At 35.0% G+C, this 13,626-nt stretch carries 11 protein-coding genes and 5 tRNA genes; 3 read left to right on the top strand and 13 right to left on the bottom strand.

From position 1 onward, the window contains the following. Positions 1-53: 53 nt before the first annotated feature. The 7 genes from LNQ34_RS03465 to LNQ34_RS03435 form a co-directional block, all read right to left on the bottom strand. Entirely contained in the window at positions 54-1,016 is a 963-nt protein-coding gene (locus tag LNQ34_RS03465) for an ion channel (RefSeq protein ID WP_202702933.1), read from the bottom strand. 128 nt (positions 1,017-1,144) lie between these two features. Beyond that, complete coding sequence (locus LNQ34_RS03460; RefSeq protein ID WP_026110192.1) at positions 1,145-1,645, bottom strand: tetratricopeptide repeat protein; 501 nt, start codon at positions 1,643-1,645, stop codon at positions 1,145-1,147. 126 nt (positions 1,646-1,771) lie between these two features. Then, complete coding sequence (locus tag LNQ34_RS03455; protein WP_229998659.1) at positions 1,772-2,716, bottom strand: DUF4421 family protein; 945 nt, start codon at positions 2,714-2,716, stop codon at positions 1,772-1,774. Between the two features lie 272 nt (positions 2,717-2,988). Continuing rightward, a tRNA-Lys gene (locus LNQ34_RS03450) sits at positions 2,989-3,061 on the bottom strand. Between the two features lie 38 nt (positions 3,062-3,099). Further along, positions 3,100-3,172 (bottom strand) — tRNA-Lys (locus tag LNQ34_RS03445). Between the two features lie 521 nt (positions 3,173-3,693). Beyond that, positions 3,694-4,890, bottom strand: a complete 1,197-nt coding sequence (locus LNQ34_RS03440; protein WP_202702935.1) for a DUF4374 domain-containing protein — start codon at positions 4,888-4,890, stop codon at positions 3,694-3,696. Positions 4,891-4,924: 34 nt separating this feature from the next. Then, positions 4,925-7,270 carry a TonB-dependent receptor gene (locus LNQ34_RS03435; protein WP_229998658.1) on the bottom strand — a complete coding sequence of 782 codons (2,346 nt, stop codon included), beginning with the start codon at positions 7,268-7,270 and terminating at the stop codon, positions 4,925-4,927. A 692-nt stretch (positions 7,271-7,962) separates the two neighbouring features. On the opposite strand from LNQ34_RS03435, the gene LNQ34_RS03430 reads away from it, so the two are divergent. Next, positions 7,963-9,102 carry a PepSY-associated TM helix domain-containing protein gene (locus LNQ34_RS03430; protein ID WP_229998657.1) on the top strand — a complete coding sequence of 380 codons (1,140 nt, stop codon included), beginning with the start codon at positions 7,963-7,965 and terminating at the stop codon, positions 9,100-9,102. A gap of 101 nt (positions 9,103-9,203) precedes the next feature. On the opposite strand, the gene LNQ34_RS03425 is transcribed toward LNQ34_RS03430, so the two are convergent. From LNQ34_RS03425 to LNQ34_RS03415, 3 genes are all read right to left on the bottom strand, one after another. Continuing rightward, positions 9,204-9,286: transfer RNA gene (locus LNQ34_RS03425), tRNA-Leu, on the bottom strand. A gap of 41 nt (positions 9,287-9,327) precedes the next feature. Then, positions 9,328-9,400 (bottom strand) — tRNA-Lys (locus LNQ34_RS03420). Between the two features lie 38 nt (positions 9,401-9,438). Further along, a tRNA-Lys gene (locus LNQ34_RS03415) sits at positions 9,439-9,511 on the bottom strand. A gap of 127 nt (positions 9,512-9,638) precedes the next feature. On the opposite strand from LNQ34_RS03415, the gene LNQ34_RS03410 reads away from it, so the two are divergent. Beyond that, positions 9,639-10,157, top strand: a complete 519-nt coding sequence (locus LNQ34_RS03410; RefSeq protein ID WP_229998656.1) for a shikimate kinase — start codon at positions 9,639-9,641, stop codon at positions 10,155-10,157. Here LNQ34_RS03410 and LNQ34_RS03405 read toward each other — a convergent pair. Together LNQ34_RS03405 and LNQ34_RS03400 are read right to left on the bottom strand one after the other, a co-directional pair. Beyond that, positions 10,149-10,649, bottom strand: coding sequence for a phosphoribosyltransferase domain-containing protein (locus LNQ34_RS03405; RefSeq protein ID WP_202703885.1), 501 nt, complete (start codon positions 10,647-10,649; stop codon positions 10,149-10,151). The two genes, LNQ34_RS03410 and LNQ34_RS03405, sit on opposite strands and share 9 nt — an antisense overlap. A gap of 29 nt (positions 10,650-10,678) precedes the next feature. After that, positions 10,679-11,068, bottom strand: coding sequence for an RNA-binding S4 domain-containing protein (locus LNQ34_RS03400; RefSeq protein ID WP_202703884.1), 390 nt, complete (start codon positions 11,066-11,068; stop codon positions 10,679-10,681). Between the two features lie 79 nt (positions 11,069-11,147). Here LNQ34_RS03400 and bamM point away from each other — a divergent pair, with 79 nt between their 5' ends. Further along, the gene (gene bamM / locus LNQ34_RS03395) at positions 11,148-12,353 is read left to right on the top strand and encodes a BamM family beta-barrel-assembly machinery protein (protein WP_229998655.1); all 1,206 of its coding nucleotides are present in this window, start codon (positions 11,148-11,150) and stop codon (positions 12,351-12,353) included. A 304-nt stretch (positions 12,354-12,657) separates the two neighbouring features. Here the strand turns inward: bamM and LNQ34_RS03390 are convergent, their stop codons facing one another. Further along, positions 12,658-13,611 (bottom strand): transketolase family protein, encoded by a 954-nt coding sequence (locus LNQ34_RS03390; protein ID WP_017498449.1) that lies wholly within the window; start codon positions 13,609-13,611, stop codon positions 12,658-12,660. Positions 13,612-13,626: the final 15 nt, after the last annotated feature.

Here is a 13,626-nt window from a genome sequence, read left to right as displayed (position 1 = left end):
AAAAATAGAATAAAATCTCAAATTGCCTTTATAACTTGGTTGAAATCCACAGGTTAAGAGAGATTTACAGATTGATAATGATTTAATTTGTCTAAATGAAGGATCGTTTTAGAACCATCTTTACTTCTGTTATACATCGTTTCAAATTTGGCGCCGTAAATTACTTCATCAAAAGTATAAGAAGTTCTTGCAGCTACAGTATTGCTGTACATATCGTCGAAAGTGGTAATAAAAACCAGTATTTCGCCATGTACTTTTTTAAAATCTTCTTCTGTAAAATTATACAACGGACTGCTTTCTGTAATGGGATGTACCAGTGTCCAGCTTAAAGAAAGAGCGTTTATGCGTTCCAGTTCAAGGTCTAGGTTATAGAATTTATTGGTTTTTTGACCATTTTCTTCTAAACTTAATCCCAGAGTCATTCTGGCAGTAGCATCGGTGAAATTGGTGTTTTTAAAAGGAACAAGGCGTACCATGAGTCCTCTCTTGTCTTGGTAAGGTGAAATTAATGCATGATCGGCAAACTTTAAAAAAGCGGTTGGTTTGCTAAATCTTCCAAAGAAAAGACCGGTTGCTATGGCAAAGCTCAGCAATCCAATCAAAGCTTCGGCAGCAGAAAGAGCACTTGTTAAAAATCCGGTAGGGCTGATATGTCCGTATCCTACAGTGGTAAAAGTTTGAGCGCTAAAAAAGTACGCCTGTCCGAACTGAATCAGTATACCTTCTGATTGCTTAATTCCGTTAAGATTTTCAATTCCGATAACATAGTAAGCAAGTGCAAAAATAAAATTGATACCGATATAAAACGAAAAAAGGATAAGCATGAATTTCCAGTTGGGCATATCGATCATGGTGTGGTACCAGCTAATGCGACGAAGGATATGCATTCCTCTTTTTTCGACATTAGGTGTTCCGTTTTTGTTTACAAAACGGCTTCCGTAGCTGTTTGCATTTGATCCGAAACCGGAATTAATATCGGGTTGAGCTTTCTGGTTTATTTTCTTGAGAAGCGCCATTGCAGATTGGATTTAACAACAAATGTAAAAATATCTGTGAGATGAGGAAATGGGCTGTAAAGAAAAAGCAATCTGTAAATAGAAATACTACAGATTGCTTTTGTTTTTATTGCGATAAGATTTTAACTCTATTTGCAAAAAGTTGATTTGTTTTTGATAGCGCTTTGACTGCCTAATTCTATTGCTTTTGTAAAATCTTTGCAGGCATTTTTCTGATCTCCGATTTTGTTATAAGCCAAGCCTCTCAGGTTGTAAGCGATATAATCTTTTGGATTTAAACCCAGAGATGAGGTGCAGTCTGCAACGGTTTCTTTAAAATTCGTTAACTTGTAGTTTACGTTTGCTCTTCCGGTAAAGGCGTCGGCATTCATGCTGTCCAGGTCAATGGTTTTGCTAAAATCAGCAAGGGCGCCTTTAAGGTCGTTGAGTTTTAGTTTGGCAACACCGCGATTTTGATAGGCCTCTACAAATTTTGAATTCATGCTGATGGCTTTTGTATAATCGGCAATCGCTCCTTTTGTATTGCCGGCTTCAGCTTTTTTAAGGGCTTTGTCAAAATAGCCGGTTGCAGATTGTGCCCAGGTAGAGCAGGTGATCATAACAAATGATACTAATAGAAATTTTTTCATAAACCAATTTGGGATTAGTTAGTAGGTTAATAATTTAGGAAACGAATTTAAGGAAGTTTTGTTTTGTAAGAGAAGTGCTTTTGTCAAATATTTATTATTTTTTTTGCGAAGAGAAGGATCAGTATTTTATTCTGGTTTCTTCTTGCTTAAAAAGGGGCTCGTGTTTAATCTCCAGATGGCGCCAATCTGGAAATTTCCAGAAGACAAGCTAATGTTGTTTTTGTTATTGTCGGAGAAAGCAGAGAATGTTGAATTATTGAGATAGGACAGGCCGAGTGACCATCTCTCTTTGTTATAGCCTAAGGCAATTCTGGGAAAAAATGTGGGGTAAATTTCGATCTTTTGTTTTCCGAAATCATTTATTCTTTCGGTGCCAACATTTGCACCTATGGTTACTGATCCGCTGGTAAACCATCTTTTGCTAATGGCCCAGGTGTACGCATAACCTCCGCTAATTCCAAATTGAAAATTGCGCAGTGAATTTTTAGATTTGTGTACAAAAGAGCTATCAGAGCCTATTTTCGAAAAATAAACTCCTCCGCCAAGCAGGAAGCTTCCGGCTGATTTTAATTGTCTTTCGTTTTGAACAAAGGCCGCTTTATAGGAGAATTTTTTGTTGTTAAAAACATATTGTCCAAAAGCGCCATATTGCTGGATTTTGAGATCAGGGTATAATTGTATGTTTTTGTCAGCATCATCCTCCGTATAGAAACCGTGGTATTTTTGAATGAAAAGATCAATTATGAATTTTCTTCCGTAGTTATGAATCTGAAAATCGAGTGCTTTGGTTCTTCCTTTTTCTTTGTCTTTCAGGAAACTTAGTCCGTAACCGTAACTAAAATCGATTATGGTATTTTTTACAGAAACACCAAAACCTAAGCTCATGGGAGTATTGGGCATGAATCTTTTCATATCTCCTTCTGTTTCCTGTTGCAGTGAAATGAATTTCATCGATAAATAGGTTCTTACGGAAGCTTTATTTTCAAAAGGTTTGATGTAAGTTGTGTCAATCTGTGCAGTGCAGAAATACGGAAAAACAAAAATAAGCAGCAGCGAAAAATAGAATTTCATTAGATTTTCGAAAAGTAGATGATTTAAGGTTGTGCTTTGTTTAATTTGTTTTGGTCGTTTTGGTAGGTTTATAGTTCAAAGGTATTTAAAACATTCGATCTTCTGTTAAGTTTTCTGACTTCAAATCCGGATTTATTGATTTCAAGGTTGTAATAGGGAGTGACTTTAATGGATTGTAAATTTTGGGGTTTAGTTTGCCACAATAGAGTCTGCTGTTTTAAGGTAAGGCTTAGAAATAAAAAAGGTCAAGTAAATGAATACTTGACCTTTTGTGACCCGACTGGGGCTCGAACCCAGGACCCCATCATTAAAAGTGATGTGCTCTACCGACTGAGCTATCGAGTCATTGCTTTCAAGAAACTTGTATTGTGAATCACAGTTTGTGACCCGACTGGGGCTCGAACCCAGGACCCCATCATTAAAAGTGATGTGCTCTACCAACTGAGCTATCGAGTCATATTCGTTTCTTGAACGCGGGTGCAAATATAAGAAGTTATTTTGGATATATCCTACCTTCTTTGAAGTAAAATTTAATAAAGAATTAATGATCTGATAAAGAGGTTGTAAGAGAAGAAAGGTAAATGCTTTTTGACGTGTTTTTCTTTTTACTAACGATAATGACGTATAATTTAAACGATTTTTTGGAGAGGATAAAAGGTTTTTAATCAGTGGCTAATATGAAGTTTTGTTCTTTTGTAAGGGAATAAATCTTAAAATTCAAATAAAACTAATACTGTGTTTTTATTTGATTGTTACAGGACTTCCGCCGTTTAATTAAACAATTTTATACTTTTTAAGGTAATAGTATAGAGTGTTGTCTTTAAATCAGATGTAAAACCAATTTCTTTATGTAAGAGAGAAATGGAAATACGTGATATGAAAAAGCCTGCAAAATATCTATTTTGCAGGCTTTTAGTTTTTGATGAGAGGGCAGTTTAATTCGTTTAACCTGTTTTAGGAACCTCACCCGTAAAGCTTTATTTGTTTAATCTTGAGATCCAGTTTACATAATCTAATCCTTTAACTTCGATACCTTTAGTTAAGCTGCCGGAATTGATATCATAGGTGTAAACAAAATTTCCGTTTGCTTTAGATGATACTAAAATATAAGCTTTGCCATTTTCAACCAGAACAGGTGAAGCACTTACATATTGGCTTAAAGGTAAATTTAATTTTGTTTTAGTTTTGGAAACTACGTCAACAACATAATACTCAAATACGTCCGAAGCGTTGTAATCATCAAAAGTTAAAAGAACCTCTTTTTTTCCTAAACGAGTTATCCCTTTTCCGTTTCCTAAATCGTAAAGACCGTAGAATTCTTTGTTCCCATTGCTGCTGGTTGATAAATCAAAAAAGTAATCGGCATTAATTTCTGTTGAGCCGTTGCTTACTTTGAAAATAGCACTTGGTTTATCAGCAACTGATCCCCAGCGATCACCACAATCAGTAATAATGTAAAGGTCATTATTGTATTTTATTGTACCTCCCATTAAAGTAGAAAATGTACCTAAAGCACCGGAACGGTTGTCCGTGTCAATCTTTAAATTGCTCATAGAAGGGTAATCTACAGAAGCCAGGTAAGCTACAGAAGTACTGGTCCATCCGGAGTGGTATACCGTATAAGGTAAATATAGTTTGCCATTGTTTAAAACACATCCTGAAAGGTAAATAGCTTTATCTGTAGCCTGTAATCCTGTAACTGTTAAAGTTCCTGATTTTGCTACCGATAAATCATCTGTGTTGACAATGTTGTATGTGAGATCAGCATTTGGTGCAGATGTTGTTCCGTTCCATACAATAAGGGTGTTGTCATTTAACCAGTATGACCATAAAGCGTTACCGGCTAATGTTATTTCTTTTGACAAAGTCAATAAGTTTTTTTCAAATTTGTATTTAGAAAGTTTTCCGCTGGCTATTTTATAGTAAAATCCATTTTTGAATAGTCTTCCGTTTCCGGTTATTTCTGCACCATTTCCATTAGCAGATGTAAAACCGGTGGCTAATGTTCCTGCTGTAAGCATATAATTTGCCGATGGATTATTTACGCCTCCTGAAAAAACAAATTCTTCTCCGGTTGTAGTTGCATCAGTTTCTTTTTTGTCATCATTGCTACAAGATGAAAAACCTATCAATGCAATGCTTAATAGACCTAGAAATTTTAATTTAGTATTCATTATTAGTTGTTTAAGTTAATTTTTATTTGATTTATTATTTAATGAAATATCTTAGCTTTATATAGAAACCTCTTCCGGCTTTTTGTAACTTGTAATTATCATAGGCTTCTGTGTCAAAAATGTTTGTACAGTCTAATGCTATATTATAAGTTCCGTTTTTTAAGGAATAGCTTATGCTTGCATTTTGAATAAACTGGGTTGGGATTCTGCTTTTGCCAGCTTCGAAAGCTTTGCTTGGCCATGTTAGATAAAACCAGTGAATATATTGAGAGTACCAGTCAAATTGAATTTTGGTGTCTTTTCCTAGCCAGTTTTCTTTTCCATATCCCAGACTTCCGTTGGCAAAAAGCCAAGGTTGATTTGGTAGTCTGTCTAAATAGGCAGAAGAGGCTTTGTCTTTATTTGTAGAATTATTATAACTTGCGTTAAATGAAGCGTTAAGGGTTTTGTAGTTGTATTTTATATCAGTATCAATACCTGTGATATCTACTTTGCCGACATTGTTGTAATTAGAGAAAATGCCTCCGGGTAGTAAAAGAATAAAATCCTGAGCCTTTCTTATAAAGCCATTTGCTTCAATTGCAATAGAGTGGTTGTCCTGTAATATGAATTTATAGTAAGCTCCAAGATTAAAATTATCGCTGCTTTCAGGTTTTAATTTTGGATTTGCGAGTATGTTTATACCGTCACCTAATAATTCTTCAACTTCCGGAATCCTGTACGTGTGTTCGAAAGAAGCCTTAATACCACTGTTGTCATTGAATTTGTATCTCAAAGCAGTCCCATATCCAAAATAATTATTGGTAAGTTCTGATTCTTCTTTTTTGTAACCTGTAGAATTATAAAATACCGCTTCTCGGATATAGGTATGCAATCGATAATTTTTTACAAATACAGAGGTGCTTAATCGATTATTAAAGGCCTGATTTTCCCAACCCAATCCTGCAATTGATTTGTTTAATTTGTTAGGTACGTCTAAGGCGTTCGACTCCTGATTGTTTAAATTATAATGATTTATTCCTTTTCGGGTACTGTTGCTTAAATTGTAATTGAAGCTGAATACATTATTATCATTCAATTTATAGCCAAAGTTTGCCCGGACAATTGCAAATTTATTCTCGTACTTAAATATTTGAAATGATCCCTGCTCTCCAAAATTTGGATGAGTATCAATTACTTCGCCATTCCAGTCATACTTATTGATGGAGGTATCGATATTTGTGCTTTTGTCAATTGCATAAGAGGCATACAAATTAGCGCTTAACCCATTGATTAAAAAATGGTCTTTTCTGTATTTTATGCTTGGCAGAATAAAATCGCCTGAGGAATGTACTTTTCCAAAAACAATTTCCTGATCAGCACCAGTCTGACGTTCTTTATAGCGGTTGGCATATTGAAATCCGATAAGGAAAATATCTGCCCATTTTTTATTTCTAAAACCAGTTTCAACCTGTACCATAGTGGATTCAAAACCATCATTAAATCTTCTGAAGTTGCGAGGAGTGCTTTCTCCAGATAGAGTGATATTTTTCATGATGTAATTGTTATCCGAAAAATTGTAAAAGCCATTTACGCCAATTGTAAATCCGCTTTTCTTGCTGGTGTATCTGCTTGATAAAGCGGTTCTGTGGGTGTTAAATGATCCGTAGCTGTAACTTGCATCCAGAAAAGTATTTATATTTTGGTTGGTGACAATATTTACCGCACCTCCTAAAGCATCTGCTCCCAGAGAAACCGGGACTACACCTTTGTAGACTTCGATACGTTCGGCTAAGTTTATTGGTATATTGTTTAAAGACATGGTGCTTCCGAAGTTTTCCATCGGAATCCCGTCAATAAAAAACTTGATTTGTTTGCCGGATAATCCGTTTACAGAAAAGTTGAAATCACCTCCTAAACCACTTGTTTCTCTGATTCGAATCCCTGAAGTACGATTTAGAACCTGATTTAAATCTGCAGATGTATTGTAGAGTTTCTTAAGTTCAATAGCGTTCATGTTAAAAGCTTGTTCGCGTGCACGTTCTTCCTTCGATTTTCCGGTTACTTTGACCTCGTCTAAAGAAGCGGTGTCTTCTTCAATAATTACATCGGTAAGCTTTTTGTTTGATTCGTCTATGTTGATCTTAATTTGTTTGGATTTAAAACCTACATAGCTTATTTGTAGTACATAATTTCCTGACTCCGCAGTAATTTCGTATTGACCGTATTCATTTGTTAATGCAGAATAAGGTGTTCCTTTTAATACTACCGAAACACCTTCGGCAGGTTTACCATTATTTGCTAAAACGACACCGCTTAATACTACCTTGCCTTTTTGTGCGAAACCCTGAATTGAACAAATCATGATCAACAACAAGGTTGCAATTCTTTTTATCTGCATTAGTTTGAATTATTTGGAATTAGATTTTGACGCAAAATTAATCCCAACAATTGTGTTTAGCAAATTATTTTTAATTATTCTAAATAAAAAAAAGAATAACTAAAAAATAGGTGTTTTGTTTTGAAAAATTAAGTAAATCTTAAGATATAATTAATTTTAAATTAAAAAAATCTTAAAATTCGAAATGAGTCCAGAGAGTATTGAAAATGAGTATTGTTAAAAAACTTACAAAACCCTAGAGAAAATATCTCAGATAAAAGATTTTTTTTAAAAAAAAGTATCAGCAAATCAGTGTTTTGTTGATCTGTTTGGAATTGAATATTGGTAGTTTTTTTGTTTTTTTAAATATTGTATTTCTGTTTTGGGTATGATGATGAAGGGTTAAGGGGAAGTGTGTTTTGTTTGTGTGTTTTACTGGTATTTCTTAGTGAATGCAAATATATGAAGTGCTGATGTTGTTTTAATATTATTTGTATATTTTATTTGGAACAAATTAAAATAATTTACTTTTGGTAAAAAAAAAACATGAGAAGAATGAGGGGGTGTTGCTGAGTAGTTTTGCAATCACTTCGAGTCATATTTTGACACGTAATGCTTAGGTGAGAATATAGTTATCAGGGAAATTTTATCGACGTATCAGGTGGTTTTCTTTTTAGTGTTGAGGTTAATTTTTAATTTTTGGAATAATTTAGATGAGAAAAGTATTAAATAAAATACATCTATGGCTTGGGCTTATGTGTGGACTTGTTGTATTTGTAAGTATGTTGGCAGCCAGTATTTATGTATGGGAAAAAGAATTGTCTTCATGGTATCATAAAGAAAAATTATTTGTACCTGAAGTAAAAGAGGTGGTTTTACCATTGGATAGTCTTATGGTGATTGTTCAGAAAAAACATCCACTTGCTGATTATGTGGAGATTAGTAAAGACCCGAAAAAGTCCTATGTTTTTACAAGTTATGAAGAGAATACTAAGCCGCATTGGACGGCTGCTTCTGATTACGCAAATTATAGTAGTATTTATATAGATCAATATACGGGGAAAGAATTAGGTGAAGTTGATTTAAGGTACGACTGGATATCTAATATGAGGCTGCTCCATCAGAATCTATTGTTGACCTACGAGGTAGGACATTATATTGTGGGATTTTCAACTGTGTTTATTTTTATTCTGGTCTTAACTGGTATTTATTTGTGGTGGCCTAAAAATAAAGCAGCATTGAAACAAAGGATATGGTTTAAATGGAAAAATACCACTAGGTGGAAGCGTAAAAACTATGATATTCACAACATAGGAGGGATTTATACTTTTATATTCATTCTGATTTTTGCTATTACCGGTTTAGTTTGGACTTTTGACTGGTGGACGAATGGGATATACAGGCTTTTAGGGAACGATCCGGAAAAGGTATGGGCTAAGGTTCCTGAAATCTCCAATAAGGAGGTTGTACAGGTAAAAGATCCCTTAGAGTATATTGTTAGGGATTCTAGGTTTAAGACATCTGAGTGGATTTCTGTTGGTTTGTCTTTGCCTGAGAAATCTTCTAAGGAAGCGGTTCCGGTTACTACTTATGTTAAACATGAAGGGAATTCAGGTTGGGATGAATCTGATAGTTATACTTATAATAGTCTTTCGGCTGAAAATTATTTTACGGTAACTCAAAACGATAAAACCCTTGGGGCAAAATGGAGGAATAGTAATTATGCTATTCACACGGGGAGTATTTATGGTTTTCCTACAAAAGTATTGGCGACATTTATTTCTTTGTTCTGTGCGTTACTTCCGGTGAGTGGTTTTTTGATATGGTGGGGACGAAATAAAAAGAAGCGATAATTTAGGATCGTTTTGTGATTGTTTCTAAAGGGATTAACAAGACGTAATTATCGAAAAAAAAAGCCTGCAAAATAATTTTTTGCAGGCTTTTTAATTTAAAGTGACCATGGAGGGATTTGAACCCTCACGCCCTTGCGAGCACCACCCCCTCAAGATGGCGAGTCTACCGTTTCTCCACATGGCCGAAAATTAAAAAAGGTCAAGTAAATTAATACTCGACCTTTGTGACCCGACTGGGGCTCGAACCCAGGACCCCATCATTAAAAGTGATGTGCTCTACCGACTGAGCTATCGAGTCAATGCTGTCAAGAAACTTGTATTGTGAGTCACAATTTGTGACCCGACTGGGGCTCGAACCCAGGACCCCATCATTAAAAGTGATGTGCTCTACCAACTGAGCTATCGAGTCATATTCGTTTCTTGAACGCGGGTGCAAATATAAGAAGTTTTTTTTATTATTTCCAAGCTTATTTATTATAAATTTGTCTTTTTTTAAGTAAAATTTACAACCTCTTAGTTTATAAGGTATTATTAAAATGAAAAAAATTATATTGTTAGGATATATGGGGTGCGGTAAGTCAACGATTGCCCAAAATATGTCAAAAATTACAAATATTCCATTTCTGGATTTGGACAAATGCATCGAAGAGAGAGCTAATTTATCAATAAAGGAGATTTTCGAGAAACAGGGAGAGATTTATTTTAGAAAATTAGAACATGAAATGTTTGTAGAATTGCTCCGGTCTCCTGAAAGAAGTATAATAGGTTTAGGAGGGGGAACACCTTGTTATGCCAATAATCATGAATTATTAAAAGGGAAAGATGTCATTTCAATCTATTTAAAGGCTTCTATCGAAACTTTATACGGAAGATTGGTTCACAATAAAAGCAAGCGTCCTTTAATTGCTGAAATGAATGAAGAGGAAATGAAAGAATTTATCGCGAAACATTTGTTCGACAGAAGCTTTTATTACAACCAGGCCCAATATAAGGTTACGGTTGATGATAAAACTGTCGAAGAAACGGTTCAGGATATTTTAGCTGTTTTAGCTTAAGAAGGCATAGTTGTCGCCGTTATCATCAAAAACAACCTGTACATGTTCTAATAAAGAAGTAGACAAAGAGATTCCTTTGAAATCGGCTTTTACCGGATACTTCTTATGGTTTCTGTCAACCAATACTGCTGTCTTGAATTTCTTAAGCGGAACATCTAAGAAATGACGGACAGCATAGATTAAAGTAGTACCTGAATTTAAAACGTCATCTACTAAAACCAGACCTTTGTTTTCGTATTCTTCTTTGGTTAATGAGGTGTAGATAGGTGATTGTGGATTTTGTTTGTCGATTTTAACTTCGCAAAGAGAAACTTTAAGTGTTGAAATGCGGGTTAAGGACAAAGCAAGCTTTTGAGCAAAAACAGAACCATTCGAAGCAATTCCTGCAATTACGACTTCGTCTTCATCCACAAAAGTTTCGTATATCTGATAAGCGATACGTTTTATTTTGTGTTCGATTTCCTGATTGGTTAAAATGATATTTTTGCTCATGATTTATTTTTTTTGCTAATATAATTAATTTAAACTTCTTCTTCCTCATCAAATATTTCGTTGCCGTATTCGTCAATATCACGACGGTCTTTTTTGGTAGGTCTTCCGGTACCGCTTTTGCGATAATGTTCTTTGGATAGTTTTAGTAATTCCAGATGAGCATATGTTTCAGGCGGAGTTTCGTTTTTTCGGTATATGTCAACCAATTTTGCTCCAACACGGCTTTCAGGGATGTCGAGTACAGTTATAATTTGTGTAATCTGATCTTTTCTAAAAGTAATTCTGTCGGTTGGAAAAACCTCTTTGGATGGTTTGGCAACCTGCCCATTTACAGTGATATGGTTCTTTTTGCAGGCTTCCGTAACCATGTTTCTGGTCTTGTAATATCGTACACACCAGAGGTATTTGTCTATTCTCATAATTTTTCTAAAATCGAAGTTAAAATCTTTACAAAAATAAATCAATATTGTATCTTGCGCACCTAAAAAATTAACAATAATGAATAAATTTAAATATTATTTTATTTTATTGCTTGCAGGTATTTCGTTTGTTTCTTGTAATAAAAAGGATGATGATGAAGTGGTGGTGGCTCCTTTAAAAGATTATCAGGAACAATTTAATATTGATAATGCAAATATTGAGGAATATTTAAAGACAAATTATATTACGGTAGTTGATAAGCCTGGAGATTTAACAGATCAGGATGTTACATTTACGAAGATTACTGATCCTGCGACGCAGCCTTCAATCATGTCTTATTTAAATAGTGCTACGTTTCCTAAGTTGTTAACTAGAAATGTGGATTTGCATGGAATAAAATATAAAATGTATTATTTGGTCTTGAGAGAAGGAACTGGTATATCGCCAATGAATACAGACGGTGTAGTAGCAGCTTATAAAGGGGAGTATTTAAAGCGAGTTGAGAAAACAGCTACGGATCCCGAGAAGTTAACCACTACATTCTTTGAGCAAGTTGTATATGTAAATAATATTGTGGATTTGTATAGTGCAATTATGGGATGGAGTGAAGTTTTTCCTCAATTTAAAAAAGGGACAAGTAAAGCGAATGCTGATGGAACTATGAGTTATAAGGACTTTGGTGCTGGAGTATTGTTTATTCCTTCGGGATTAGGATATTATGCAAATCCGCCTTCATCAGGCTCAATACCTGCTTATGCGCCTTTAATTTTTACAGTTAAATTGTATGATTTTAAAAGATTAGATCACGAAAACAATGGTTATTCCAGTGCGGGTGTTTTGATTGAGAATCCAGATGGGGTTTTTGATTATCAGGAAGATCTTAACGGAGATGGTTATGTTTATGATTACAGAAACACAACGTTGTATCCTAAAGCTCCTGAAAATTTGGATGATACTGATAAAGACGGAATTCCGGATTTCTTAGATCAGGACGATGATGGAGATGGTTTTACGACTCGATTTGAAGTTACTAAACCTACTGACGCTCCATATTCTGGTTTGAGTAAGTATTATCCGTATGATCCAATTTTAGATAATCCATCTACACCTAATATTGATGAGTCTGAGACTTGGGGAATACCGAGCAGGCCAAGTGGGGCTCTTACTGATCCTAGTAAGCCGGAATCTATAACAAATCCCAAAAAATTTGTTCCTGCAGATTATACGACACCAGGTAGAAAAAGGATTCATTTGGATAATACTTATCCATATAAACAAAATTAAGTTTTAAGTCATATTAAAATGTAGAACCTCGAAAGTGATTTCGGGGTTTTTTTATGGTTGACAGATGAGGGGATTTGAGCTTTTAGATTGACAGAGTTTTAAAAAGTTTGTTTCTCGTAGATGCTGTAGATGGAGGGTGTTTTTTTAATGTAGAGAAAAAGAAAGCTTAGTGTTTCATGGAATATATATGGAGGCTTATGGGTGTTCTATGTTTAGTGTTCTTTTTTTCTAGAGGTAGGATCAAAACAAAAGACCCCGAAAATTGCTTTTCGGGGTCTTTTTATTAAGTAAGAAAATGAAATGATTATTTTCTTTTGATTACTCTTTCTACAGCTTCAACGATCGCCTGATTGTTTAGTTTGTATTTTTCCATTAGTTGTTCCGGAGTTCCGGATTCACCAAAACTGTCGTTAACAGCAACAAATTCTTGCGGTGCAGGATTGTTTAGAGCTAATACTCTTGAAACGCTTTCTCCAAGGCCTCCAAGGATGTTGTGCTCTTCGGCAGTTACCACACATTTTGTTTTAGCCAATGATTTTAGAATAGCTTCTTCGTCAAGAGGTTTGATCGTGTGGATGTTGATTACTTCAGCAGAAATTCCTTTTGCTTCAAGGGCTTCAGCGGCGATAAGTGCCTCCCAAACTAAGTGTCCTGTTGCAACGATAGTTACGTCAGTTCCTTCGTTTAGTAAAATTGCTTTTCCAATTACGAAAGGCTCATCAGCAGGAGTGAAGTTAGGAACTACCGGACGACCGAAACGTAAGTAAGCCGGTCCGTGATGATCTGCTAATGCTAAAGTAGCAGCTTTAGTCTGATTGTAATCACAAGTATTGATTACAGTCATTCCTGGCAACATTTTCATTAATCCAATATCTTCAAGGATTTGGTGTGTTGCTCCGTCTTCACCTAGTGTTAAACCGGCGTGAGAAGCACAAATTTTTACGTTTTTATCAGAATAAGCAACTGATTGACGAATTTGGTCGTAAACTCTTCCTGTGGAGAAGTTAGCAAAAGTTCCTGTAAAAGGAATTTTTCCTCCAATAGTTAAACCTGCAGCGATTCCAATCATATTCGCTTCAGCGATTCCGATTTGAAAGAAACGTTCCGGGTGATTTTTTTTGAAATCATCAAATTTTAATGATCCAATTAAATCAGCACATAATGCCACAACATTTTCGTTTTTTTGACCTAGTTCAGTCATTCCCGCTCCAAAACCCGAACGAGTATCTTTACTTCCTGTATTTGTATATTTTTTCATTTTTGTTTTTTTGCT

Source organism: Flavobacterium lipolyticum (assembly GCF_020905335.1).
In the GTDB taxonomy this organism is placed as follows: domain Bacteria; phylum Bacteroidota; class Bacteroidia; order Flavobacteriales; family Flavobacteriaceae; genus Flavobacterium; species Flavobacterium lipolyticum.
Note: the sequence above shows the minus strand (reverse complement) of the source record. Positions and strands in the feature narration are given on the sequence as shown.